The 24,037-nt window shown below is 51.9% G+C and carries 22 protein-coding genes, 2 tRNA genes and 2 other RNA genes; 14 read left to right on the top strand and 12 right to left on the bottom strand.

All coding sequences use genetic code 11. The features are described from left to right. Positions 1-255 precede the first annotated feature (255 nt). The gene (adhE, locus tag QNH99_RS10520) at positions 256-2,943 is read left to right on the top strand and encodes a bifunctional acetaldehyde-CoA/alcohol dehydrogenase (protein ID WP_410517645.1); all 2,688 of its coding nucleotides are present in this window, start codon (positions 256-258) and stop codon (positions 2,941-2,943) included. 247 nt (positions 2,944-3,190) lie between these two features. Here adhE and tdk read toward each other — a convergent pair whose 3' ends face one another. Beyond that, positions 3,191-3,811, bottom strand: coding sequence for a thymidine kinase (tdk, locus tag QNH99_RS10515; protein ID WP_063879799.1), 621 nt, complete (start codon positions 3,809-3,811; stop codon positions 3,191-3,193). Between the two features lie 413 nt (positions 3,812-4,224). Here tdk and hns point away from each other — a divergent pair, with 413 nt between their 5' ends. After that, positions 4,225-4,632, top strand: a complete 408-nt coding sequence (gene hns / locus QNH99_RS10510) for a histone-like nucleoid-structuring protein H-NS (protein ID WP_063879800.1) — start codon at positions 4,225-4,227, stop codon at positions 4,630-4,632. 92 nt (positions 4,633-4,724) lie between these two features. Here hns and QNH99_RS10505 read toward each other — a convergent pair whose 3' ends face one another. The 5 genes from QNH99_RS10505 to rssA all read right to left on the bottom strand — a co-directional run bounded on the left by QNH99_RS10505 (position 4,725) and on the right by rssA (position 10,240). Then, positions 4,725-5,732, bottom strand: a complete 1,008-nt coding sequence (locus tag QNH99_RS10505) for an NAD-dependent epimerase (RefSeq protein ID WP_063879801.1) — start codon at positions 5,730-5,732, stop codon at positions 4,725-4,727. A 14-nt stretch (positions 5,733-5,746) separates the two neighbouring features. Then, positions 5,747-7,087, bottom strand: a complete 1,341-nt coding sequence (locus QNH99_RS10500) for a UDP-glucose dehydrogenase family protein (protein ID WP_096010514.1) — start codon at positions 7,085-7,087, stop codon at positions 5,747-5,749. Between the two features lie 21 nt (positions 7,088-7,108). Then, entirely contained in the window at positions 7,109-8,017 is a 909-nt protein-coding gene (galU, locus tag QNH99_RS10495; protein ID WP_063879803.1) for a UTP--glucose-1-phosphate uridylyltransferase GalU, read from the bottom strand. Positions 8,018-8,212: 195 nt separating this feature from the next. Continuing rightward, positions 8,213-9,229, bottom strand: a complete 1,017-nt coding sequence (rssB, locus tag QNH99_RS10490; RefSeq protein ID WP_063879804.1) for a two-component system response regulator RssB — start codon at positions 9,227-9,229, stop codon at positions 8,213-8,215. Between the two features lie 99 nt (positions 9,230-9,328). Beyond that, on the bottom strand, positions 9,329-10,240 hold the full coding sequence (rssA, locus tag QNH99_RS10485) for a patatin-like phospholipase RssA (RefSeq protein ID WP_063879805.1): 912 nt from the start codon (positions 10,238-10,240) through the stop codon (positions 9,329-9,331). Between the two features lie 97 nt (positions 10,241-10,337). Between rssA and QNH99_RS10480 the strand changes: the two genes are divergently transcribed. From QNH99_RS10480 to xthA, 7 genes are all read left to right on the top strand, one after another. Beyond that, complete coding sequence (locus QNH99_RS10480; RefSeq protein ID WP_096010513.1) at positions 10,338-10,793, top strand: YchJ family protein; 456 nt, start codon at positions 10,338-10,340, stop codon at positions 10,791-10,793. 56 nt (positions 10,794-10,849) lie between these two features. Next, on the top strand, positions 10,850-11,698 hold the full coding sequence (gene purU / locus QNH99_RS10475) for a formyltetrahydrofolate deformylase (protein ID WP_063879807.1): 849 nt from the start codon (positions 10,850-10,852) through the stop codon (positions 11,696-11,698). A gap of 143 nt (positions 11,699-11,841) precedes the next feature. After that, positions 11,842-11,926, top strand: a tRNA-Tyr gene (locus QNH99_RS10470). A gap of 35 nt (positions 11,927-11,961) precedes the next feature. After that, positions 11,962-12,046, top strand: a tRNA-Tyr gene (locus QNH99_RS10465). 41 nt (positions 12,047-12,087) lie between these two features. Beyond that, positions 12,088-12,215: non-coding RNA, RtT sRNA (locus QNH99_RS10460), on the top strand. A gap of 43 nt (positions 12,216-12,258) precedes the next feature. Further along, positions 12,259-12,386: non-coding RNA, RtT sRNA (locus QNH99_RS10455), on the top strand. Between the two features lie 102 nt (positions 12,387-12,488). Beyond that, positions 12,489-13,295, top strand: a complete 807-nt coding sequence (xthA, locus tag QNH99_RS10450) for an exodeoxyribonuclease III (protein ID WP_063879808.1) — start codon at positions 12,489-12,491, stop codon at positions 13,293-13,295. A gap of 35 nt (positions 13,296-13,330) precedes the next feature. On the opposite strand, the gene QNH99_RS10445 is transcribed toward xthA, so the two are convergent. The 3 genes from QNH99_RS10445 to QNH99_RS10435 form a co-directional block, all read right to left on the bottom strand. Continuing rightward, entirely contained in the window at positions 13,331-13,627 is a 297-nt protein-coding gene (locus QNH99_RS10445; protein ID WP_063879809.1) for a YnjH family protein, read from the bottom strand. Next, positions 13,627-15,543 (bottom strand): DNA topoisomerase III, encoded by a 1,917-nt coding sequence (locus tag QNH99_RS10440; RefSeq protein ID WP_410517644.1) that lies wholly within the window; start codon positions 15,541-15,543, stop codon positions 13,627-13,629. The genes QNH99_RS10445 and QNH99_RS10440 overlap by 1 nt, the downstream gene beginning before the upstream one ends. A 252-nt stretch (positions 15,544-15,795) precedes the next feature. After that, entirely contained in the window at positions 15,796-16,347 is a 552-nt protein-coding gene (locus tag QNH99_RS10435; protein WP_241567508.1) for an NAD(P)H nitroreductase, read from the bottom strand. A gap of 172 nt (positions 16,348-16,519) precedes the next feature. Here QNH99_RS10435 and sppA point away from each other — a divergent pair, with 172 nt between their 5' ends. From sppA to pncA, 3 genes are all read left to right on the top strand, one after another. Continuing rightward, positions 16,520-18,382 (top strand): signal peptide peptidase SppA, encoded by a 1,863-nt coding sequence (gene sppA, locus QNH99_RS10430; RefSeq protein ID WP_109716437.1) that lies wholly within the window; start codon positions 16,520-16,522, stop codon positions 18,380-18,382. An 85-nt stretch (positions 18,383-18,467) separates the two neighbouring features. After that, positions 18,468-19,481, top strand: coding sequence for an asparaginase (gene ansA, locus QNH99_RS10425; protein ID WP_063879813.1), 1,014 nt, complete (start codon positions 18,468-18,470; stop codon positions 19,479-19,481). Between the two features lie 16 nt (positions 19,482-19,497). After that, a complete protein-coding gene (pncA, locus tag QNH99_RS10420; RefSeq protein WP_063879814.1) occupies positions 19,498-20,106 on the top strand; it encodes a bifunctional nicotinamidase/pyrazinamidase in 609 nt (202 codons plus the stop codon). 77 nt (positions 20,107-20,183) lie between these two features. Here pncA and QNH99_RS10415 read toward each other — a convergent pair whose 3' ends face one another. Further along, the gene (locus QNH99_RS10415) at positions 20,184-20,465 is read right to left on the bottom strand and encodes a YeaC family protein (protein ID WP_063879815.1); all 282 of its coding nucleotides are present in this window, start codon (positions 20,463-20,465) and stop codon (positions 20,184-20,186) included. A 2-nt stretch (positions 20,466-20,467) separates the two neighbouring features. Next, positions 20,468-20,878, bottom strand: coding sequence for a peptide-methionine (R)-S-oxide reductase MsrB (msrB, locus tag QNH99_RS10410; protein WP_063879816.1), 411 nt, complete (start codon positions 20,876-20,878; stop codon positions 20,468-20,470). A gap of 340 nt (positions 20,879-21,218) precedes the next feature. Between msrB and gapA the strand changes: the two genes are divergently transcribed. Next, complete coding sequence (gapA, locus tag QNH99_RS10405) at positions 21,219-22,217, top strand: glyceraldehyde-3-phosphate dehydrogenase (RefSeq protein ID WP_256852235.1); 999 nt, start codon at positions 21,219-21,221, stop codon at positions 22,215-22,217. Positions 22,218-22,289: 72 nt separating this feature from the next. Beyond that, positions 22,290-23,168, top strand: coding sequence for a D-hexose-6-phosphate mutarotase (locus QNH99_RS10400; RefSeq protein ID WP_410517643.1), 879 nt, complete (start codon positions 22,290-22,292; stop codon positions 23,166-23,168). A 16-nt stretch (positions 23,169-23,184) separates the two neighbouring features. Here the strand turns inward: QNH99_RS10400 and QNH99_RS10395 are convergent, their stop codons facing one another. Beyond that, positions 23,185-24,036 carry an aldo/keto reductase gene (locus QNH99_RS10395; RefSeq protein WP_410517642.1) on the bottom strand — a complete coding sequence of 284 codons (852 nt, stop codon included), beginning with the start codon at positions 24,034-24,036 and terminating at the stop codon, positions 23,185-23,187. Position 24,037 lies beyond the last annotated feature (1 nt).

The raw sequence follows: 24,037 nt of genomic DNA, 5'->3' as shown, positions 1-24,037 counted from the left end.
GACGCTGATCCCAGGCCGGCTGAAAGGTGTCAGCCGCGATCTAAATTGATCTGAATCATCATTGGTCTCCCCCAAACCAGGTACTCTTTGCCTGTCAGCAACGCGTGTCTCACGTTTAAACCGCAAGAAAGCGCTTTTAGTAAACAATTGAAAACTTGCTGCTTTACTCCCGAAATGGTTGGCGTTTGCATCATAAGTATACTCAGGGACTCAGGCTTGTTTACTAAAAAAGTTTAACTTCCTCAGGAGAGCACAATGGCCGTTACTAATGTCGCTGAACTCAATGCACTGGTTGAACGTGTAAAAAAAGCCCAGCAAGAATTCGCCAACTTTTCTCAACAACAGGTCGATGCCATCTTCCGCGCCGCTGCGCTGGCCGCCGCCGATGCCCGCATTCCCCTCGCTAAAATGGCGGTTGCAGAATCCGGCATGGGTATTGTTGAAGATAAAGTTATCAAAAACCACTTTGCTTCTGAATATATCTATAACGCTTACAAGGATGAAAAAACCTGCGGCGTGCTGCAAACCGATGACACTTTTGGCACCATCACAATTGCTGAACCCATCGGCCTGATTTGCGGCATTGTTCCCACAACCAACCCCACGTCGACTGCTATCTTCAAAGCCCTTATCAGCCTTAAAACCCGCAACGGCATTATCTTCTCACCTCACCCTCGCGCCAAAGACGCAACCAATAAAGCGGCGGATATTGTACTGCAGGCTGCCATCGCTGCTGGTGCGCCTAAAGACATTATCGGCTGGATCGACGCGCCTTCTGTTGAACTGTCCAATCAGCTGATGCATCACCCCGATATCAACCTGATTCTTGCTACAGGTGGACCCGGCATGGTTAAAGCCGCGTACAGCTCAGGAAAACCGGCTATTGGCGTAGGGGCGGGTAACACGCCGGTGGTGATTGATGAAACCGCCGATATTAAGCGCGCCGTCGCGTCCATTTTGATGTCGAAAACGTTCGACAACGGCGTGATCTGCGCCTCTGAGCAGTCTGTCATCGTGGTGGACTCCGTTTATGACGCCGTGCGTGAGCGCTTCTCCAGCCATGGCGGCTATCTGCTCAAGGGACAGGATCTCAGTGCCGTACAAAATATTATTCTGAAAAACGGCGGGCTTAACGCCGCCATTGTTGGTCAGCCTGCGGTGAAAATTGCAGAGATGGCTGGCATCAGCGTTCCGGCAGAAACAAAAATCCTGATTGGTGAAGTTGAACGGGTCGATGAATCAGAACCTTTTGCCCATGAAAAGCTGTCGCCGACACTTGCGATGTACCGTGCTAAAGATTATGAAGATGCCGTCAGCAAAGCGGAGAAACTGGTGGCGATGGGCGGCATTGGTCACACCTCCTGTCTTTATACCGATCAGGACAATCAGACAGAACGCGTGCACTACTTTGGCGACAAAATGAAAACGGCCCGCATTCTTATCAATACTCCGGCCTCTCAGGGCGGCATTGGTGATTTGTACAACTTTAAACTCGCCCCCTCTCTGACATTGGGCTGTGGTTCCTGGGGTGGTAACTCCATTTCTGAAAACGTTGGACCTAAACATCTGATCAATAAGAAAACCGTAGCCAAGCGAGCTGAAAATATGTTGTGGCATAAACTTCCAAAGTCCATTTACTTCCGTCGTGGCTCTTTACCCATTGCACTGGAAGAGATCGCTACCGACGGGGCAAAACGCGCGTTTGTGGTGACAGACCGCTTCCTGTTCAATAATGGCTACGCCGATCAGGTTACCCGCGTCTTAAAATCCCACGGTATCGAAACCGAAGTGTTCTTTGAGGTTGAAGCGGACCCCACATTAAGCATCGTGCGCAAAGGCGCAGAACAAATGAACAGCTTTAAACCCGACGTCATTCTGGCACTGGGCGGCGGTTCCCCGATGGATGCGGCCAAAATTATGTGGGTCATGTATGAACATCCGGAAACCCATTTCGAAGAGCTGGCGCTGCGCTTTATGGATATCCGCAAACGTATCTATAAATTCCCGAAAATGGGCGTGAAAGCACGTATGGTGGCGATTACCACCACCTCCGGTACCGGTTCTGAAGTGACGCCTTTTGCGGTAGTAACGGATGACGCCACCGGGCAGAAATATCCGCTGGCGGATTACGCTCTGACGCCGGATATGGCCATCGTGGATGCGAACCTGGTCATGGATATGCCACGTTCACTCTGTGCCTTTGGTGGTCTGGATGCGGTAACCCATGCGCTTGAAGCCTATGTGTCCGTCCTGGCAAATGAATATTCCGATGGTCAGGCGCTGCAGGCACTTAAGCTACTCAAAGAGCATTTACCCGCCAGCTATGCAGAGGGGGCCAAAAACCCGGTAGCCCGTGAACGTGTACACAATGCCGCCACCATTGCCGGTATAGCTTTTGCCAATGCCTTCCTGGGGGTTTGCCACTCAATGGCGCATAAGCTGGGCTCGGAGTTCCATATTCCTCATGGACTGGCTAACTCGCTGCTGATTTCCAATGTCATCCGCTATAACGCCAATGACAATCCGACTAAGCAAACCGCATTCAGCCAGTACGACCGCCCGCAGGCACGTCGTCGTTATGCTGAAGTCGCGGATCACCTGGGTCTGACGGCTCCGGGCGATCGTACCGCGCAGAAAATCGAAAAACTGCTGACCTGGCTGGACGAAATCAAAACCGAACTGGGTATCCCGGCCTCAATTCGTGAAGCCGGCGTTCAGGAGGCCGATTTCCTGGCGAAAGTGGACAAACTGGCCGAAGATGCCTTTGATGACCAGTGTACTGGCGCTAACCCACGCTATCCGTTAATTGCCGAACTGAAACAGCTGATGCTTGACAGCTATTATGGCCGCAAATTTGTGGAGCCTTATTCAGGTGCCGCTGAAGCGGCAGTGGATCAGCCGGTCAGTGACAGTAAAGCGGCGAAGAAAGCTAAAAAAGCCTAATCAGGTTAATGCCCGGTAATACGGGCTGTAAAAACCCCTTGTCTGGCACGCGCCTCAAGGGGTTTTTTATTGCAATTACTGTGCGGTTACGCAGAACGTCGTCGCTCTCCTGGCTAGCGCGATGATGAAGTGATAACGGTGTCCTGAACCGGACTTATCACTTATTTGGGGCTATGCAACGCGACAGGCTTGAGGCCTTAACAGAGGAAGGTCTGGCAAACCGCAGCGAATCCATTGAGTGACGTCATCAGTCGACGGGCGTTTGCGCGCCATGAATGGCCTGCAAACATCCCTGCTCTATCGCCTTCTTATAATGCTTACGGCATACCGAGATATAACGTTCATTTCCACCAATCACCACCTGTTCCCCTTCTCTGAAAGGTTTGCCATCGCTGTCGAGGCGCAGCACCATGCCCGCTTTACGTCCGCAGTGACAAACTGTCTTCAGTTCAACCAGCTTATCTGCCCAGGCCAGCAGATACTGACTGCCGATAAAGAGCTCGCCAAGAAAGTCGGTCCGCAGCCCGTAGCACAGTACCGGAATATCCAGGTCATCCACCACGTCAGACAGCGCCTTAACCTGTTCACGCGTCAGAAACTGGCTTTCATCCACCAGAACACAATGCACAGGCTGGCGTGCATGCTCTTGTGCAATCTCTACATCCAGTTGGCTGTCAGCATTATACAGTACCGCTGGTGAGGATAATCCAATACGCGAACTGACCTTACCTGCGCCAAAGCGATTATCGATTTCCGCAGTATAGACCAGCGTTCGCATACCGCGTTCCTGGTAATTGTAAGATGACTGCAAAAGAGCGGTTGATTTACCTGCATTCATTGCTGAATAGTAGAAATAGAGTTGAGCCATGTGTGCCGTTTCTCAGATATGATGAAACAAAATAATGGCGATTTTACCATATCTGCTCCGTGATGCCGTGGTGATTTTCAGCATCTTCTGTTCAGATTAGCACCACTAATTGATAATGTCCGGTTAATATGGCACGGCGATTTGTCTTGTTTAAGAGATAAATATTAAAGCACTTTCATGGTGAACCATTAATTTACCCTTTATGCGCAAGCGCATTTTCTGCTAAGCGCTTAATGTTCTCGTTGATTCACGGGTACAGCTGCCACACGTTATCAGGCCGAATTAATAATTCATTAAATTGCTTCTTTCCTCTTTTTAAGCTAAAAATTAATTTAATGTTGAAGTTATTTTTCTCCACCACTACTATTAGCGGGCAGAACAACTCTCCTATTAATTATTCAGAGATCAGGACAATGAGCGAAGCACTTAAAAATCTTAATAATATCCGCACGCTGCGTGCCCAGGCCAGAGAGTGTTCTTTGGAAACACTGGAAGAAATGCTGGAAAAACTTGAAGTCGTGGTAAATGAGCGTCGCGATGAAGAGTCACACTCCAAAGCAGAAAACGAAGAACGTGCGCGTAAACTTGAGCAATATCGTGAAATGCTGTTAGCCGATGGCATCGATCCCAATGAATTATTCGGCGCGCTGTCAGAATCAAAAAGTTCAGGCAAAGCCAAACGTGCTGCTCGCCCTGCAAAATATCAGTTTGTTGACGAAAATGGCGATGCTAAAACCTGGACAGGCCAGGGCCGTACGCCAGCAGCAATCAAAAAAGCCATGGAAGAACAAGGTAAGCAGTTAGACGACTTCCTGCTGTAATGAATGGCGTGTTTCGCTCTTTGTTGGCTTCACTTTAGCTATTTGATTACCAACACCAAAAAAAAGGAAGCGACTGCTTCCTTTTTTATTTTTCACACCGAGTAAAAATTACGGTACCAGTCAACAAAGCGTCTGACGCCTTCATCGACACCGGTTTGTGGTTTAAATCCAATGGCATTATATAACGCTGTCGTATCGGCGCTGGTTGCCAGGACATCTCCGGGTTGCATTGGCATCAGGTTTTTATTTGCCGATATGCCAAGCGCTTTTTCAATCGCCTCAATATAGTGAATCAGACTCACAGGCTGGCTATTGCCCAGGTTATAAACACTATAGGGGGCTGAGCTTGACGCGGCAGAACCCGTTTCAACGGTCCAGTTAACATCGGCTTGCGGAACCACATCCTGCAAACGAACGATCGCCTCGACTACATCATCAATATAGGTAAAGTCGCGCTTCATTTGCCCTTGGTTATACACATCTATCGCTTCACCGGCGAGCATTGCCCGAGTAAATTTAAACAATGCCATGTCCGGACGTCCCCACGGACCATATACCGTGAAAAAACGTAATCCGGTTGTGGGTAATTGATAAAGATGTGAGTAAGTATGCGACATCAGCTCATTGGCTTTTTTGGTCGCTGCATACAATGAAACCGGATGATCGACACTGTCCTCTGTTGAGAATGGCATCTTGTTATTTAAGCCATAAACCGAACTGGATGACGCATAGAGCAGATGTTCGATTTTATGATGGCGGCACCCTTCGAGTATATTCAGGTGCCCAATAACGTTGGCATCGGCATAAGCATGGGGATTTTCAATAGAATAACGTACCCCTGCCTGAGCGGCCAAATGAATAACGCGTTGAAAGTTGTGCTGTGCAAAAAGTGCGGCAATAGCCTGGCGATCGGCCAAATCGACTTTGATGAAGGTAAAAGATGGATTATCGCCGATGACATCAAGGCGAGCTTGTTTAAGGTTTACATCGTAGTAGTCATTCAGGTTGTCAATACCGACAACCTGGTGACCGGCGGCCAGCAGGCGTTGACTTACATGAAAGCCAATAAAGCCTGCTGCGCCGGTAACCAGAAAATTCATAAATCCCTCGTTAATCACACAGCCTGGATAGATGCTCCGCGGCCGATTGCATAATAAACGAAGCCGCGTTTGCTGATACGCTCTGGATCATACAGGTTACGCCCATCAAAAATCACGGGTTCTTTGAGTGCATTCTTAATAACGTCAAAGTCAGGTGCACGGAAGTTCTGCCATTCCGTACAAATCACCAGGCCGTCTGCACCGTGCAATGCCGCCTCTTTGGTACCCATCAGCTTCAAATCATCGCGATGACCATAGATGCGTTGCGCTTCATCCATGGCTTCGGGATCGAAGGCCTGAACGGATGCGCCAGCTTCCCATAAGGTTTCCATTAACACGCGGCTTGATGCTTCACGCATATCATCGGTGTTAGGTTTAAATGACAAACCCCACAGGGCAAACGTTTTACCCTTAAGATCGTCACCAAAGTGGCGTTTGATAAAGGTCGGCAGCTTGGTCTTCTGACTGTCGTTGACGTCTTCCACCGCCTTCAACAGGCGCGGCGTGTAGCCAATGGATTCAGCCGTACGAATAAGCGCCTGAACGTCTTTCGGGAAGCAGGAACCGCCATAGCCGCAGCCTGGATAGATAAAGTGATAGCCGATGCGTGAGTCAGACCCAATCCCCTGGCGCACTTTTTCGATATCCGCGCCTAAGCGTTCTGCGAGATTGGAAATTTCGTTCATAAAGCTGATTTTGGTCGCCAGCATGCAGTTAGCCGCGTACTTAGTCAGTTCTGCACTGCGAATATCCATCAGGATCATGCGATCGTGGTTACGGTTGAATGGCTCGTACAGCTCACGCAACAGCTCCACAACATCGTCATTGTCCGTCCCTACGACGATACGCTCCGGGCGCATGCAGTCATTAACTGCCGCACCTTCTTTCAGAAACTCTGGGTTGGACACCACATCAAAGCTGATGTTGGCATCACGCGCCTTCAGGGTTTCTGTCATGACGGCACGGACGCGGTCAGCGGTTCCCACTGGCACCGTTGACTTATCAATGACGACTTTGTGATCGGTCATATGCTGAGCAATGGTACGCGCCACCGCAGTAACATATTTCAGGTCGGCCGAGCCATCTTCGTCAGGCGGTGTACCCACGGCGATAAACTGCATCACGCCATGATTCACGCCCAGTGCAGCATCAGTGCTGAACTTCAGACGACCCGATTCGTAATTCGACATTACCAGCGGCGTCAGACCCGGTTCAAAAATGGGGATCTTGCCTTGTTTAAGGTTTTCGACCTTCTTTTCATCCACATCAATGCAGAGAACGTCATGTCCGACTTCGGCCAACACCGCAGCCTGAACCAGACCGACATAGCCGATACCAAATACAGTGACTTTCATTGAGCTATCCTGTGTTTAAAATTACTTTTTATCGCTAACGGTTTTGTTGAGCCATTCTGTGAACTCTTTGCCCAACACCGGATGGCGAACACCATATTCAACGAAAGCCTGCATGTAGCCCAGTTTGTTACCACAGTCGTGACTTACCCCTTTCAGGTGATAAGCTTCGACGGTTTCTTTGTCCATCAGCATGGCGATAGAGTCGGTGAGCTGAACTTCGCCACCCGCACCTGGAGGCGTTTTCGCCAGCAGAGGCCAGATGTCAGCAGACAGAACGTAACGACCAACAACCGCGAGGTTAGATGGGGCCTCAGACGCTTTAGGCTTCTCAACCACGCCCACCATCGGTGCGCTGTCGCCAGGATTCAGTTCTGCACCCTGACAGTCCACCACACCGTAAGCCGTCACATCGCTGACTGGCTCAACCATGATCTGGCTGCGGCCGGATTCTTCATAACGGCTGAGCATTTCTGCCAGGTTATCTTTGGTTGGGTTAGATTCGTATTCGTCGATGATGACATCCGGCAGAATAACGGCAACAGGCTCATCACCGATCAATGGATGCGCACACATAACGGCGTGGCCCAGACCTTTAGCGATACCCTGACGTACCTGCATGATGGTCACGTGCGGAGGACAGATAGACTGAATTTCGTCCAGCAGCTGACGCTTAACACGTTTTTCAAGCATAGATTCCAGTTCGAAACTGGTGTCGAAGTGGTTCTCAATGGCGTTTTTAGATGAGTGAGTAACCAGTACGATCTCATTAATACCCGCAGCAATACACTCGTTAACGACATACTGAATTAACGGCTTATCAACCAGCGGTAACATTTCTTTTGGAATCGCTTTGGTAGCAGGAAGCATACGCGTACCCAAACCAGCTACCGGAATTACCGCTTTCTTAACTTTGGTCTTATAGGCAGACATCAAAATACCTCTCTTATAGGCCGTTCAAGTTTTAATGCTTGATATGTCGGTTTAAATTCGGAAATGAGTATATCAGTTACTCGCGAACGGATTTATCCTGGAAGACATCTATCCGGAGAATTTAAGACTATTACCCAAGTGTAAAGCTAACTTCTGGCCCTGTCTTGCGGGCGATAATAAAACAATCATCAGGGTTTACTGATCAGACGATAACATCAGTCGTATGCGGCCTCCGGCCCCCCAAATATGGCATTGCCAGTCATCCGCACGCTGACTAATTTGGTTAGTATGTGTACTGCCCATAGTGCCAAGAGGTACACCGTTACTGAGTTGTATTTGATGGGCCTGAACATGCAAAGTGGCATTTAATCCCGCAGAAACCAGCACCAAATTTTTTAATCCGCGATGGTAATATCCCACCAGCAACGGGAACTGGCCGGTTAAGTTAGCCTGGCGCAGCAGTAAATTAACCTGCCTGAGCAAACTGCTCAGCTCCGGTAAACGCTGCTTTTGTCCTGATAACTGCTCTTGCAGTAATCCATTAAACAATGCGCGCAGGAGCAAAGCGGCCAAAACGCCGTTGTCGCCGGCGCGGGTGACATCAAGACAATAAAAGGCGAGGTCTTTATCAGAAAGCGCGGCAATATCCAGCACCAGACCGGGCTGCTCGGCCATTGTCAGTTGGCGATAATTAATTCGGCAGTTAGCAATACGTTGCTGGACAGGTGGCTGAAGCTCTTTAAGGAGTTTTGCTGCCGCTGACGGATCGCGAACCAGCGCATCCCAGTCCTGAAACAGCTGTTCGTCTTCCTCAACCTTCGATGTAAACATGGAGGGATAAAGGCATTCGTAGACAGCCTCGCGGAAGCGCTCGAAATTTTTTAACGGCTTGAGCAACACATCCTGCACGCCAAGACGCAACACCTGCGCGATATCGGACATATTTTCCGTGGCCGAAATGATCAGAATCGGCACGCTGTTCCCACGGCTACGGACATGCTCGACGAATTCGATGCCGCTCATGACAGGCATCTCCAGATCACAAATGACCAGCTCCACAGAATGCTGCTTAAGTTGCTCAATAGCCTGCAGGCCATCTTCTGCTTCAACCGTGACAGCACCCATGGACGACAGAAATTGGTTTAATAGCGAACGGAAAACGGCCTCATCTTCGACAATGAGTATCTTTTTGCCGATCAGTGGTTTTTCCATTCCATCCCCCTGCGTACCCGATAATTCAATAGTGGTTCATAAAACGCAGTTGCGCCTTTCAGAATAGACCGAAGTAACATCTGTGCGTGAACAACCAGATTATCTTCTACGGACCAGCGGTAATAATTCATCCATTTGTTTCTCAACGGCAACCTTCCCCGCCGCAATAGCTTCTTCAGCACGATGAAAGTCCAACGTGGATATTTGTGGACAAAACGGCTGGATGAGCACGTCGGGCGGATCGCCTGCCATCCGGTTTCGCTTCAGGCGATTTTCCAAAACCTGGATTGAAGTGGCCATGATCTCCATTGCACCCGGCATTTGTGATGCCCGTCGCTGGGTAAAACTGACCAGTCTCTGGCGCAACTTTCCGCGCCAGTCGAGATTGAGCGCAACCGCTGCGGCATGTTCCTCAGTACTTTGGGGCGTCAGCACCATTGAGTTGGGTTGCATGAGGTGCGCATCGTGCTGAAGATCCACGGCAATAACCACATCGGCTCCCAGTGCCCGAGTCAGTGAAACCGGTACCGGATTCACCACGGCACCATCTACCAGCCAATAACCATTGTAGCCGACCGGTGGCAATAAGCCTGGCATACTACAGGAAGCGCGCACGGCCTGATGCAATTCTCCCTCGGTGAGCCATAATTCACGTCCCGTGCTTAAGTTGGTCGCCACCACGCCAAAAGGCTTGTCACATGCCTCAAGCGCATTGTTGGTAATGAGCTGACGGACATGATTAAACACCCGCTCACCGCGCAGAAGTCCACCGCGCTGCCAGGAAAGATCCATTAAGCGGATGACATCCCAGTAGCTGAAGGCGCTGACCCATTTTTTCATGTGCGGCAGCCGATGATTGACATAAGCCGCGCCGACGAGGGCACCAATGGAACAGCCTGCGACGACATCAATTTCTATGCCTGCGCTTTCCAGCGCGTCGATGACGCCAATATGCGCCCATCCTTTGGCGGCACCGGAACCCAGAGCCAATCCAATCTTTTGTTTTCTCATCTTGCTCGGGTCCTGGCGTCAATACATAGCGTCACAAGCGTGGGTCGGATAAAGTAAACGATATCATCAACACCCACTGTTACTCACAGGAGAATATGTGTCCGAATCTTGCCCATGTTGTAGCGGCAAGCAGTATAGCCTATGTTGTCAGCCCTTTGTTAAAGGAACAGAAATTCCCTTATCAGCTGAACAACTTATGCGCTCTCGCTACTGCGCTTACGTTAAACACGACGTCGACTATTTAGTGTCGACCTGGCATCCCACCAGGTGCGATCCCGCGCTTGCCGGGCTGTTGTCTGAAAGTTTTGCTGGTACTGAATGGCTGAGTCTGAACGTCACGCACTGTGAGCCGGGGCGTAATCAGGATGAAGCCTTTGTGACTTTTTTCGCCCGTTATCGTGAAAACGGGGTTAATCGGGCGATGTACGAGCGTTCACGCTTTCTTCGCGAGGATCAACGCTGGTACTATGTAGACGGAATAACGCCCGCTATTGGGCGTAACGATCGCTGTCCTTGTGGCGCCGATAAAAAATACAAGAAATGTTGCGGCTAAGGCAGTTGCCTGCGTAACGGTTTTACCCTTAATGCTTTGACAGGACTCTGATTGAGATGCAAGCGCAAACCATGCAAAGAAAAGTTTTACGAACCATTTGTCCCGATGCAAAAGGTCTGATCGCCAAAATCACCAATATTTGTTACAAGCACGAACTGAATATCGTGCAAAACAATGAGTTTGTTGACCATCGCACCGGGCGTTTTTTTATGCGCACAGAGCTGGAAGGGATTTTTAACGATACGACCCTGCTGGCCGATCTCGACAGTGCCCTTCCACAAGGTTCCGTACGTGAACTGCACAGCGCAGGTCGTCGCCGTGTGGTTATTTTGATCACTAAAGAAGCGCACTGCCTTGGCGACCTGCTGATGAAGAGTGCATTTGGCGGTCTGGATATGGAAATTGCCGCCGTCATCGGTAATCACGATACGCTGCGTTCGCTGGTGGAGCGTTTCGATATTCCGTTTGTCCTGGTCAGCCATGAAGGTTTGTCACGTGAAGAGCATGACAACCGTATGGCAGAAGAAATTGACCGTTATCAGCCAGATTATGTGGTGCTTGCCAAGTACATGCGCGTGCTGACGCCGGGTTTTGTGCAGCGCTATCCCAATCAGATCATTAACATTCACCACTCATTCCTGCCGGCTTTTATCGGCGCGCGGCCTTATCACCAGGCTTACGAGCGTGGCGTTAAAATCATTGGGGCAACAGCGCACTATGTGAACGACAATCTTGATGAAGGCCCGATCATCATGCAGGACGTCATCAACGTCGATCACAGCTATACGGCAGAAGAAATGATGCGTGCCGGACGCGACGTCGAAAAAAATGTCCTGAGCCGCGCGTTAGATAAAGTATTAGGTCAGCGCGTGTTTGTTTACGGTAACCGCACGATTATTCTTTAACCGCCACGGCGCTGGATTGGCTGACATTCCAGCGCTACGGGCAAAAAGTGGACAAACGGTTCACCATTTGCCAGTCGGCGCTTTACAGTCCTGGCGCATTTGGTATGATGCGCCCCGCTTCAGAGCACAACAATTCAGTCCCTGGTGGGATTCCCGAGCGGCCAAAGGGAGCAGACTGTAAATCTGCCGTCACAGACTTCGAAGGTTCGAATCCTTCTCCCACCACCATCTGAATCTGCTGCCTGAACACACATATCATCCCCGGTGGGATTCCCGAGCGGCCAAAGGGAGCAGACTGTAAATCTGCCGTCACAGACTTCGAAGGTTCGAATCCTTCTCCCACCACCATCTCGTATATTGCACTCCCTCCCAAATCAAGACCTTTATCATTATCTTCTTCGGGGAGAGGGATGAGAACCTTCGATCAAGGTTCGAGTCGAGCAGCGCGAGACAACGCGCGCAAGCGTGACCCGCAGGGTGAGGCGCAACGCGCCGAATAATCCTTCTCCCACCACCATCTCGTATATTGCACTCCCTCCCAAATCAAGACCTTTATCATTATCTTCTTCGGGGAGAAGGATGAGAACCTTCGATCAAGGTTCGAGTCGAGCATCGCGAGACAACGCGCGTCAGCGCGGCCCGCAGGGTGAGGCGCAACGCGCCGAATAATTCTGACATCAAGCCCCCCTGATACAGCCTGTCTACCACTCGTTGAAATTGCCCTGCTCTGCCATGACTTTTACTGCAAAAATCGCTACCATCCTGCTTATCATTCGCTGAAGGTCATCCCATGAAATTTATTTCATTTAACATTAACGGCTTGCGGGCTCGCCCCCATCAACTTGAAGCGCTGGTCGAAAAACATCAGCCGGACGTCATCGGACTGCAGGAAACCAAAGTTCATGACGATATGTTTCCGTTAGAAGACGTGGCAAAGCTGGGCTATAACGTGTTTTACCATGGTCAGAAAGGCCATTACGGCGTGGCGCTGCTGACCAAAGTTCAGCCGGTGTCCGTGCGCCGTGGGTTTCCGGGCGATGACGATGATGCGCAGCGTCGATTGATCATGGCCGAGATCCCCAGCCCGATCGGTGATATCACCGTAATAAACGGCTATTTCCCCCAGGGCGAGAGCCGTGACCATCCGACGAAATTTCCGGCGAAAGAGAAGTTTTATCGCGATTTGCAAAGCTATCTGAGTGACAGCCTGGCCGCCGATAAGCCGGTACTGATCATGGGTGATATGAATATCAGCAGTACCGACCTTGATATCGGTATCGGTGAAGACAGCCGCAAGCGTTGGTTACGCACCGGTAAGTGCTCTTTCCTGCCAGAGGAACGTGAATGGATGGATCGCCTGCTCAGTTGGGGCCTGGTCGATACATGGCGCGCACAGAACCCGGACGTTAACGACCGTTTTTCCTGGTTCGACTATCGCTCAAAAGGCTTTGATGATAATCGCGGCCTGCGCATCGATCTGCTGCTGGCGAGCACCGGTCTGGCGTCGCACTGCATTGAAACCGGGATTGATTATGACATCCGCGGCATGGAAAAACCGTCCGACCATGCCCCGGTCTGGTCAACCTTCCGTTTCTGATACGGCCCTGACGCGTGGTAAAAAGCCACGCGTTTTTATTTCACAATTTTCCAAATCAAATTGTTGGTACCCAGCGATTTCTCATCGCGCGCGCACTGCAGCAGCACCCCTTCTGACTTCACTACCGCGCCTTCCGTATAGTTACGGTTTTCAAAAATACAGCACTGCAGACAATTCTGCTGGCGGTTTTGTCCCTGCGTCCAGGCTTCCGCTGGCATATTAACGATCACATCGGTATCGCTACCGCCTGCATCACCCTGTTGGTGACGATAGTTAGCCTGTGCCGGGTTGCAAACAGCCATCACAGCCAGGAGGAGCCATGCTGATTTCATTATTCGGTTTCCTTAGTTTTACGCCTTGCTTTACGCTGCGGACGTTTTTGTCCGGTAGATGGTAAACCACGAAACGCCTGTCCCGACGGCTGCTGCCGCGCCTGCTGAATTAACCCGCTCAGCGTTTGTACCAGCGGCTGCATAAACTCATCGTAACGACAGGCTTTTTCACTGATACGCGTCAGGGTCGATTCCCATTGAGCCGTCATATCCGGCCGGGCAGCGAGATCCGGTAATGAATGGATCAATGCTTTGCCTGCATCAGTCGAATGAATATAGCGTCCTTTCTTGTGTAAAAATGAACGGCGGAACAATAACTCAATAATGCCTGCGCGCGTGGCTTCCGTTCCTAAACCATCGGTCGCACGCAGCACTTTCTTTAATTCTTTATCCTGAACGAAGCGCGCAATGCCGGTCATGGCCGACAACAAGGTTGCATCCGTAAAATGGCGCGGCGGCTGAGTCTGCTTCGCCAGTACCTCACCGCGCTCGCACAGCAGCGCATCGTCTTTCGCGACGACAGGCAACGGCGTGCCATCATTTTCTTCATCACGCTCTTTACTGCCGAGCAGCGCTCGCCATCCTGCCTCAGCCAGAAAACGGGCTTTGGCAACAAATTTACCGCCCGCGATATCCAGATCGATGGTGCATTTACGGAACACCGCATCCGGGCAAAACTGCATTAAATATTGCCGGGCGACCAGACCATAAACCTGCTGTTCGTTTTCGTTAAGCCTGACGGCGCTGGCGCGAGCGGTGGGAATGATGGCATGGTGCGCATCCACTTTTTTGTCATCCCAACAGCGGTTTTTGCGGTCTGCATCAAACTCCGCTGGTGGCGTCAGGTCAGGTTGATGCGCCTGAATCGCATTGAGTACGGCGTGGCGACCGGCAAAATGTTCGTCGGGCAAATAACGGCTGTCAGAACGCGGATAGGTGATCAACTTATGGGTTTCATACAAACGCTGGCACACATCCAGTACCGCCTGCGCACTCAGCCCAAAGCGTTTAGCCGCCTCGATTTGCAGAGTAGAGAGAGAAAAAGGGAGCGGCGCGATCTCGTTCTCGCGCTTGTCATTGTAGGCGGTAACGATAGCTGGCTGACCGCTGATGCGTGCCACCACATGCTCCGCCAGCGAGCGTTTCAGCAGCCGACCTTCTTCATCCTGCCAGGGCTCACAGGCTTCGCTGGGGACCCAGTTGGCGGTAAAGCGACTCTCATCCGGCGTCACAATGTGCGCTTTGACTTCAAAGTAGTCTTTGGGGACAAAATTCGCGATCTCTTCGTCCCGACGTACCACCAGCCCCAACACCGGCGTTTGCACCCTTCCCACTGACAGCACACCATCATAGCCCGCATTGCGGCCCAGCAACGTCCAGGCGCGCGTCATATTGATACCGTAAAGCCAGTCGGCACGTGCACGCGCCAGGGCGGACACGCAGAGTGGAATAAATTCGCGATTTTCACGCAGCCGGTTGATGGCCCGTTCCACCGCTTGTGGGTTCAGGTCGTTAATCAGGCAGCGCTGCACTTTACTGCGTTTCTCTGCGGGGAGTTGCAGATAATCCAGCACTTCATCCACTAACAGCTGCCCTTCCCGATCGGGGTCACCTGCGTGGACCACTTCATCGGCCTGCGCCAGTAATCCTTCCACCACTTTAAGTTGTTTCGCAACGGAAGGCCGCGGCTGCAGACGCCATTTTTCAGGGATAATCGGCAGATCCGCCAGCGACCAGCGCGCATAACGGCTGTCGTAAACATCAGGCTGCGCCTGCTCAAGTAAATGCCCCACGCACCAGGTGACAATCTGATCATTGCCGCAGGCGATGAAGCCATCACCACGCCGGTGCGGTTTAGGCAGCACGTCGGCAATGGCCCGTCCAAGGCTGGGTTTCTCTGCAATAAACAAACGCATTAAATCGGGTAATCCTTAACGTCAGCAAACAACAAGGGTGACAGCGCAAACCGGTCAGCGGAGGGTTGAGCGGCACGATGCCTGCCCCTTAGCCCGCTGAACGGTTGCATCACACGCACAGGCCTGGAGAAGAGTATGCGCTGCCAGATGAAGCAGCGCTATGGTAGCCTGGCGGCGCGCGGCTGATAAGCGCGCCGGGTTCAATGCTGAACTATTCGCACAATAACCGCACAATCTCTCGTCTGGGAGCGATCAGAAATAACGAACGAACGGCACCGTGTCGGGATGTACCACGGTAGTGCTGGATTTCAGCTGCGGTGTGCCCAGGTAAAGGAAGCCCACGATAGCGTCCTGTTCCCGGCAACCGAACGCGTCGCGTACCTGGGGATCGTCGGTCCAGGGACCACTTCGCCAGATACCATTAAAGCCCTGGGCGACCGCCGCCATCTGCATGGCCATCACCGCGCAGCTTGCCGAGGCGATTTGCTCCCAGCGAGGCACCTTGTGGTTCAGCTCACAGTGGGCCACAACGGTAATAATCATCGGCGCACGAAACGGGGCCTGGCTGGCTTTGTTAATGGCCTTTTCATCCAGTTGATTGTCCCGCGCCGCCTTCTCAAGCAGTTGGCTGAGGCGATCGCGGCCCTCGTTTTCCACTATGATAAAGCGCCACGGTTGCAAGGTACCGTGATCGGGCGCGCGCATGGCGGCGCGCAGGATATTATCCAGCACCTCACCGCCGGGGGCTGGCTCCGCTAAGCGGGAGGCCGAACGACGATTAACCAATAATTCAAGTGCATCCATGTTTTTCTCCTGAGGGGTTAAAGCACGCATAATCCTGGCACAGGTGGATTTTTTGTAACAGTCCAGGGTGATTTCCTGCTGACTTTTGTTGCGCCGCTCTTTAGGATGAGGTCGTCAACGGAGACCTGGCCTACAAAGCGGCTATTTCCGGTATATCAATATGGAGAGTGTGATGCGCACATTGTGGCGAATAATTGCTGGTCTGTTCCGCGGGATCTGGCGAGTGTTGAACTTTATCAGGGAATGTATCCTTAACCTGTTCCTGATTTTCTTGATTGTCGTCTGTGTCGGGATCTGGCTTCAGGTCAGCGGCTCAGGCAGTCATTCTGCCCCGGTGCAACAAGGCGCTTTAAAAGTTGATCTGACCGGTGTGCTGGTCGATAAACCTTCCGTCAGCAATCGCCTGAGTAAAATTGGTCGCCAGTTATTAGGCACCAGCAGCGACCGCCTACAGGAAAACTCCCTGTTTGATGTGGTTGATGCGATTCGTCAGGCAAAGGGCGACAGCAATATTAAAGGCATGGTGTTAGATCTGCGTGACTTTGCCGGCGGCGATCAGCCGTCGCTGCAGTATGTTGGTAAAGCGCTGCGCGAATTTCGTGAGAGCGGCAAACCCATTTACGCCTTCGGCGACAGTTACAGTCAGGCCCAGTACTACCTTGCCAGTTATGCGACAAAAATCTACCTGTCACCTCAGGGGACCGTTGACCTGCATGGTTTCGCCACCAATGGGTTGTACTACAAAACGCTGCTCGACAAGCTGAAGGTCAATTCACACGTCTTCCGCGTCGGCACCTATAAGTCTGCTGTTGAGCCTTTCCTGCGTGATGATATGTCGCCTGCCGCGCGCGATGCGGACACCCGTTGGGTGGGACAACTCTGGCAGAATTACCTTAATACCGTGTCGGCTAACCGTCAGATCACCCCTGAGCAGCTGTTCCCTGGCGCGGCAGCCATCATTGCCGGCTTACAGGCCGTTAAAGGCGATACCGGTCAGTATGCGCTGGATAACAAACTGGTCGATGTTCTGGGCTCACGGGCTGATGCCGATCAGATGCTTATCAAGACCTTTGGTTTTGATAAACAGAGCAGCGATTATCGCAGCGTCAGTATTTATGACTACAACGTTAAACCGGACGCCAGCCAACAGAAAGGCAATATTGCCGTTGTTATGGCTAGCGGCGCCATCATGGACGGCGATGAAACGCCGGGCAATGTAGGCGGTGATACCACGGCGGCACAGATTCGTGATGCGCGACTGGACCCTAAGATCAAAGCGATCATTTTGCGGGTCAACAGCCCTGGCGGTAGCGTAACGGCCTCGGAAGCTATCCGTTCCGAACTGGCCGCGGCGAAAGCTGCCGGTAAACCGATTGTGGTTTCCATGGGCGGGATGGCGGCTTCTGGTGGTTACTGGATTTCTACCCCAGCCAGCTACATTATCGCCAGTCCTGTCACCCTGACCGGTTCTATCGGTATCTTCGGCGTGATTAATACGCTGGAAAACACCCTGGACAGCATCGGTGTCCATACGGACGGCGTCGCGACCTCACCGCTGGCGGATGTCGCCAGCACCAAAGCGCTGCCGCCTGAAGTCCAGCAGTTGATGCAGTTGACCATCGAAAACGGCTACCACAATTTTGTTGGGCTGGTTGCGACCTCACGTCACAAAACGCCGGAGCAAATCGACGCCATCGCCCAGGGTCATGTATGGACCGGAAGCGACGCGAAAGCCAATGGACTGGTGGATGCACTGGGTGATTTTGACGATGCGGTGAAGAAAGCGGCCGAGCTGGCGAAGGTTTCACAACCGCAGCTTGACTGGTATCAGGAAGATCCCGGCTTTGTCGATTTGATGCTGAACCAGATGAACGCCTCTGTTCAGGCCGTGCTGCCTGGCCAGCTGAAAGCCTGGCTGCCCGCGCCGATGTACGATGTCATGAGCGCCATGCGAAATCAGCCCGGCCTGTTCGACCATCTTAACGATCCACAAAACCGTTATGCCTTCTGCCTGACCTGCGGTGAAGTGCGATAAACCTCTCAGCCCGACTGCTGGTCGGGCTGCTTTTCCCTGCTGTTGCCCTTATACTGCGCGTTTTACAGCAAGTCTGAGTTCACCTATGCAAAAGAAAAACATCTACGTTGCCTATACCGGCGGTACCATCGGTATGCAACGCTCTGCTCAAGGTTATATTCCGGTTTCAGGTCACCTACAGCAAGAACTGGCAAAAATGCCCGAATTCCATCGCCCGGAAATGCCTGACTTCACGATCCATGAATATCAGCCCCTGATCGATTCGTCCGATATGACGCCTCAGGACTGGCAGTCCATTGCCGAAGATATCCGGCTGAATTACGACCGCTATGATGGCTTTGTAATTCTGCATGGTACAGATACCATGGCTTTTACCGCGTCAGCATTGTCATTTATGCTGGAAAACCTGGCAAAACCGGTCATTGTGACCGGCTCGCAAATCCCGTTAGCCGAATTGCGCTCAGATGGTCAGCAAAACCTACTGAACTCGCTGTATGTTGCCGCTAACTATCCGGTTAACGAGGTGACGCTGTTTTTTAATAACACCCTCTATCGCGGTAACCGTACGACGAAAGCTCATGCCGACGGATTTAATGCGTTTGCCTCACCCAATCTGTCAGCCCTGCTGGAAGCCGGCATCCATATTCGCCGTCTGAACACACCGCCTGCGCCGCAAGGTCAGGGCGAGCTCATCGTACATACGATCACGCCGCAGCCCATTGGCGTGGTGACGATTTATCCCGGCATATCGGCGGATGTCGTGCGTAACTTTTTGCGCCAGCCGGTTAAAGCCCTTATTTTGCGCTCTTACGGCGTAGGCAATGCCCCGCAGAACGCCGAGTTCCTGTCTGAGCTACAGCAGGCCAGCGAGCGCGGCATTGTGGTGGTTAACCTCACCCAATGTATCTCCGGTAAGGTCAATATGGGCGGCTACGCAACCGGAAATGCGCTGGAACATGCGGGCGTCATCAGTGGCTTTGATCTGACGGTAGAAGCCGCCCTGACAAAACTTCACTATCTGTTAAGTCAGGATCTCTCAAGCGAGCAAATCCGTGCCAAAATGCAGCAAAACCTGCGTGGCGAACTGACCGAAGATTGAGACGGAGCAAACGGGAATGAAACGGGCACTGATCATTATTGATATTCAGAACGACTTCTGCCCCGGCGGCCCCATGGCCGTTACAGAAGGCGATCATACGGTAGAGATTGCTAATCGCTATGCCCGTGCCTTTCGCGAAAAAGGTGAGTGCGTTGTGGCATTACAGGACTGGCACCCTGCCAACCATGGCAGTTTTGCCTCCGTGTCTGGTGAGCCGGTTTATACCCTGGGCGAGCTTAATGGTCTGCCCCAAATCTGGTGGCCGGATCATGGGATTCAGCACTCAACCGGCGCAGACTTTCATCCTGGGCTTGATCGCAGCCTGTTCGACGCGGTCTTCCACAAGGGTGAAGATCAGGACGTTGACAGCTATAGCGCCTTTTTTGATAACGGCCACCGGCGTAAAACCGAGCTGGACAGCTGGTTACGCGCGCGCGACATCACGCATCTGGTGATGCTGGGCCTGGCGACCGATTACTGTGTGAAGTACAGCGTTCTGGATGCACTTGAACTGGGCTATCAGGTGGACGTGGTGGCGGAAGGTTGCCGGGGCGTGAATCTCAATCCTGAAGACAGCGAAATTGCCCTGGCGCAGATGGCAGCACAGGGTGCGGTTATTATCTGAAACTGAACGTGAAGGGTTGGCTTGTTGCCAGCCCTTCACGTCTCGAACGGCCTGTCACTTTCACAGGCTGTCCAGGCTTAATGCAGGTTGATACGAGTCACGTCTGGCTCAATGCCAAACTCGTCTTTCAACTGCTTTTTAGACTTGGTGACCATCTCGCCGTCTTTACCGATCGTCATATGCTGTGGGGCCTCGTTATTCCGCGCCTGCCACATCATCACCAGTTGCAGGCTGTTATCACGCTGCTGCTGGGTAAGCGCCACGCCATCTGGCCATTTTCCGGTTTCCACAGCCATAACCAGACGGTCATAGATTTCAGGCGTCATGGCATCAAGCATCGCGTCAAGTTGCTGTTTCATCGTTATCCTTTCGTCTCGTCACCTTGCTGATCGGTAAAGTTCAGCGAGGCGGAATTAACACAGTAGCGTTCACCGGTCGGTTGTGGACCATCCGGGAAAACATGACCGAGATGGGCATCACAACTGCCACAACGGATTTCAACACGCTGCATACCATGTGAATTATCTTCCAGATAGCGAATCGCGTCATCGCTTACCGGCTGATAGAAGCTGGGCCAGCCACAACCTGAGTCATACTTGGTGTCAGACAAAAACAGGGGAGCGTTGCAGACCAAACAGTGGTAGATCCCTTCCTGCTTATTGTGCAGCAGCGCACCGCTGTACGGTGGCTCCGTTCCACGCTGCTGCGTGACATAACGTTGCATCTCAGTCAGTTGGGCGATTTTTGCTTCGGGTGCGGTTTCTTTAGGCATTTGAGCAATTCCGGGATGTCATTCTGTAAAAATCGACTACTATTCTAACAAACGATCAACATTAGTCGGGTCTTTTTTTGTGCTCAACCCTTCAGTCCGTATCCTACAAGGTAGATTTGTGACTTCGATCACCTTTTCTCTGGCATATCCCTATATATTCGGCGAAGGATTCAACAGAGCACGTTTTTTTCAGGTGCGCGCAAGCGGTTGCGGCACAAATAATTCCTGTTGAGTGGATTGACCTGTCGCAACAATTGACACGATTCCGCTTGACGCCTGGTAAGGTTTTTGTAATTTTACAGCCAACCTTTTATTCACTAACAACTAGCTGGTGGAATATATGACTATCAAAGTAGGTATCAACGGTTTTGGCCGTATCGGTCGCATCGTTTTCCGTGCTGCTCAACAGCGCTCTGACATCGAAATCGTTGCTATCAACGACCTGCTGGACGCTGACTACATGGCGTACATGCTGAAGTACGACTCTACTCACGGCCGTTTTGACGGCACCGTTGAAGTACAGGACGGCGCTCTGGTTGTTAACGGTAAGAAAATCCGCGTTACTGCTGAGAGAGATCCGGCTAACCTGAAATGGGACGAAGTCGGCGTTGACGTCGTTGCTGAAGCAACCGGTATCTTCCTGACCGACGAGACTGCACGTAAGCACATCACTGCGGGTGCCAGGAAAGTCGTTCTGACCGGTCCATCTAAAGATGACACCCCAATGTTCGTTCGTGGTGCAAACTTCGACAAATATCAGGGTCAGGACATCGTGTCTAACGCCTCTTGTACCACTAACTGCCTGGCACCACTGGCAAAAGTGATCAACGACAAGTTCGGCATCGTTGAAGGCCTGATGACCACCGTTCACGCGACCACCGCGACACAGAAAACCGTTGATGGCCCGTCTCACAAAGACTGGCGTGGCGGTCGTGGCGCGTCTCAGAACATCATCCCTTCTTCTACCGGTGCAGCGAAAGCGGTAGGTAAAGTGCTGCCAGAACTGAATGGCAAGCTGACAGGTATGGCGTTCCGCGTTCCTACTCCAAACGTTTCTGTTGTTGACCTGACCGTTCGTCTGGAAAAAGCAGCGTCTTACAAAGAAATCTGTGCCGCTATCAAAGCCGCTTCAGAAGGCGAAATGAAAGACGTGCTGGGCTATGTTGAAGATGACGTGGTTTCTACCGATTTCAACGGTGAAATCCTGACATCAGTATTCGATGCTAAAGCCGGTATCGCGCTGAATGACAACTTCGTTAAACTGGTTTCCTGGTATGATAACGAAACCGGTTATTCAAACAAAGTTCTCGACCTGATTGCGCTGGTTTCTGCTAAATAAGGCAGCCAGACAGAAGAGAATAAGGGTGACTTCGGTCACCCTTTTTTTGATCCATTTCGTAAGGAGTCGGGCATGCAAGACAAACTCTTTTCTCTCCCCGTGGTTAAACAGATTACGCCTTACCTGTCACAGCGTCAGGTCGGGGATCTTCCGGCAATCGTTGTCAGCCATCCTCGCGTGCGTGCGGCCATAACGTTACAGGGCGCTCACCTTATTGCCTGGCAACCCAGCGGGGAAAAGCACGTGTTGTGGCTGAGCGATAAAAGCCCTTTCTCGCCAGGTAAAGCGATTCGTGGCGGCGTCCCCATCTGCTGGCCCTGGTTTGGACCAGCGGGTGAACCGGCGCATGGATTTGCCCGTAATCAATCCTGGAAGCTGTCTGCTCATGATGAAAACGAAGAAGGCGTGATCTTAACGCTGGTGCTGGAAAGCAATCCACAGACGCTAAAGTTATGGCCACACGAATTTACGCTAATAGCACGTTTTCGTCTTGGGCAGCACTGTGAGATCGAACTGGAAGCCTATGGTGACTATGAGTCCACCGCTGCGCTGCACAGCTACTTTAACGTGGCAGATATCAATGGGGTCGATGTCTCGGGACTGGGTGATACCTATATCGATAAGGTTAACGACAATCAGGAAGGCACCAGTGACGGTAAGCTGCGTTTTACCAGCCGGGTTGACCGTATCTTTACTGCGGCAAACGACTGCTCCGTGATTAACGATCAGGTGGGACAGCGGCAAATCGAGGTTTATCATCACCACCAAAGTGACGTTGTCACATGGAACCCAGGCGTTGAGCTGTCCTGCAGCATGACAGACATGCCCAACGAAGGTTACAAAACCATGGTTTGTGTGGAAACGGCTCGCATCAGCAAACCGTTACGCAGTGCGGGCGAAAAACCGGCCCGACTGGCGACCACGATTCGTCTGAAAGGTAAACCGAGTTAAGGCTTAAGGGCGCAATTCATACTACGTCCAGTGGTATTTTGTGCCGCGGTGGCGGGAAAGCTTTGTCGATCAGGAAACACTCCTCATCACTCAGGCTAATATCCAGCGCCGCGGCATTTTCCTGCACATGCAGCAGTGAGCTGGCTTTAGGGATAGCAATCACACCCGGCGCACGGATAACCCACGCCAACAGAAGCTGAGCAACCGTAATCCCCTTCTGCTGAGCAATGGCGACCAGGGTTGGCTCTGAAAACAGCCGATTGCGTAAGCGTCCTGCCTGAGCCAGCGGACAATAGGCCATTACCGGCATCGCATGCTGCTGGCACAGGGGCAGAAGATCATATTCGATACCGCGTGAAGCCAGATGATAAAGCACCTGATTGGTTGCGCAGGCTTCACCACCGGCTTCGGCCCACAGCTCATCCATATCATCGCTGTCGAAGTTTGAAACGCCCCAATGCACAATTTTTCCCTGCTGCTGCAGGCTTTGCATTGCGCTTATGGTTTCGTCCAGGGGCACGCTGCCACGCCAGTGCAGCAGGTAGAGGTCAAGGCGGTCGGTTTGCAAACGCCGCAGGCTGGCTTCACAGGCGGCTATCGCGTCATATTCTCCGGCATTCCATGGGTAAACTTTCGATACCAGCAACGCGCTGTCACGGCGCCCTTTTAGCGCCTCGCCGACCACCTCTTCCGCCCCGCCATCGGCGTACATTTCGGCCGTATCAATAATTTTCAAGCCCTCATCCAGCCCAGCCTGAAGCGCGCTGACTTCCTGCTGTCGGCTGTTGCTGTCTTCACCCATGTACCAGGTCCCAAGCCCTATCGCCGGTATTGCCTGTTGACCTGCCACGTTAACGTATTTTGCCATT

Origin of the sequence: Pantoea allii (assembly GCF_046529425.1) — a bacterium.
GTDB lineage: Bacteria > Pseudomonadota > Gammaproteobacteria > Enterobacterales > Enterobacteriaceae > Pantoea > Pantoea allii.
This window is presented reverse-complemented; position numbering and strand designations above follow the sequence as displayed.

Bases quoted from the DNA above. Each gene is read 5' to 3' on its own strand.
- hns (WP_063879800.1), top strand. From the start codon at position 4,225: ATGAGCGAAGCACTTAAAAATCTTAATAATATCCGCACGCTGCGTGCC.
- gapA (WP_256852235.1), top strand. From the start codon at position 21,219: ATGACTATCAAAGTAGGTATCAACGGTTTTGGCCGTATCGGTCGCATC.
- QNH99_RS10400 (WP_410517643.1), top strand. From the start codon at position 22,290: ATGCAAGACAAACTCTTTTCTCTCCCCGTGGTTAAACAGATTACGCCT.
- QNH99_RS10440 (WP_410517644.1), bottom strand. From the start codon at position 15,543: ATGCGTTTGTTTATTGCAGAGAAACCCAGCCTTGGACGGGCCATTGCC.
- QNH99_RS10435 (WP_241567508.1), bottom strand. From the start codon at position 16,347: ATGGATGCACTTGAATTATTGGTTAATCGTCGTTCGGCCTCCCGCTTA.
- QNH99_RS10505 (WP_063879801.1), bottom strand. From the start codon at position 5,732: ATGAATTTTCTGGTTACCGGCGCAGCAGGCTTTATTGGCTTTCATGTA.
- purU (WP_063879807.1), top strand. From the start codon at position 10,850: ATGCAAGCGCAAACCATGCAAAGAAAAGTTTTACGAACCATTTGTCCC.
- xthA (WP_063879808.1), top strand. From the start codon at position 12,489: ATGAAATTTATTTCATTTAACATTAACGGCTTGCGGGCTCGCCCCCAT.
- rssB (WP_063879804.1), bottom strand. From the start codon at position 9,229: ATGGAAAAACCACTGATCGGCAAAAAGATACTCATTGTCGAAGATGAG.
- QNH99_RS10415 (WP_063879815.1), bottom strand. From the start codon at position 20,465: ATGAAACAGCAACTTGACGCGATGCTTGATGCCATGACGCCTGAAATC.
- msrB (WP_063879816.1), bottom strand. From the start codon at position 20,878: ATGCCTAAAGAAACCGCACCCGAAGCAAAAATCGCCCAACTGACTGAG.
- QNH99_RS10500 (WP_096010514.1), bottom strand. From the start codon at position 7,087: ATGAAAGTCACTGTATTTGGTATCGGCTATGTCGGTCTGGTTCAGGCT.
- ansA (WP_063879813.1), top strand. From the start codon at position 18,468: ATGCAAAAGAAAAACATCTACGTTGCCTATACCGGCGGTACCATCGGT.
- rssA (WP_063879805.1), bottom strand. From the start codon at position 10,240: ATGAGAAAACAAAAGATTGGATTGGCTCTGGGTTCCGGTGCCGCCAAA.
- adhE (WP_410517645.1), top strand. From the start codon at position 256: ATGGCCGTTACTAATGTCGCTGAACTCAATGCACTGGTTGAACGTGTA.
- tdk (WP_063879799.1), bottom strand. From the start codon at position 3,811: ATGGCTCAACTCTATTTCTACTATTCAGCAATGAATGCAGGTAAATCA.
- sppA (WP_109716437.1), top strand. From the start codon at position 16,520: ATGCGCACATTGTGGCGAATAATTGCTGGTCTGTTCCGCGGGATCTGG.
- QNH99_RS10445 (WP_063879809.1), bottom strand. From the start codon at position 13,627: ATGAAATCAGCATGGCTCCTCCTGGCTGTGATGGCTGTTTGCAACCCG.
- QNH99_RS10395 (WP_410517642.1), bottom strand. From the start codon at position 24,036: ATGGCAAAATACGTTAACGTGGCAGGTCAACAGGCAATACCGGCGATA.
- galU (WP_063879803.1), bottom strand. From the start codon at position 8,017: ATGTCTGCCTATAAGACCAAAGTTAAGAAAGCGGTAATTCCGGTAGCT.
- pncA (WP_063879814.1), top strand. From the start codon at position 19,498: ATGAAACGGGCACTGATCATTATTGATATTCAGAACGACTTCTGCCCC.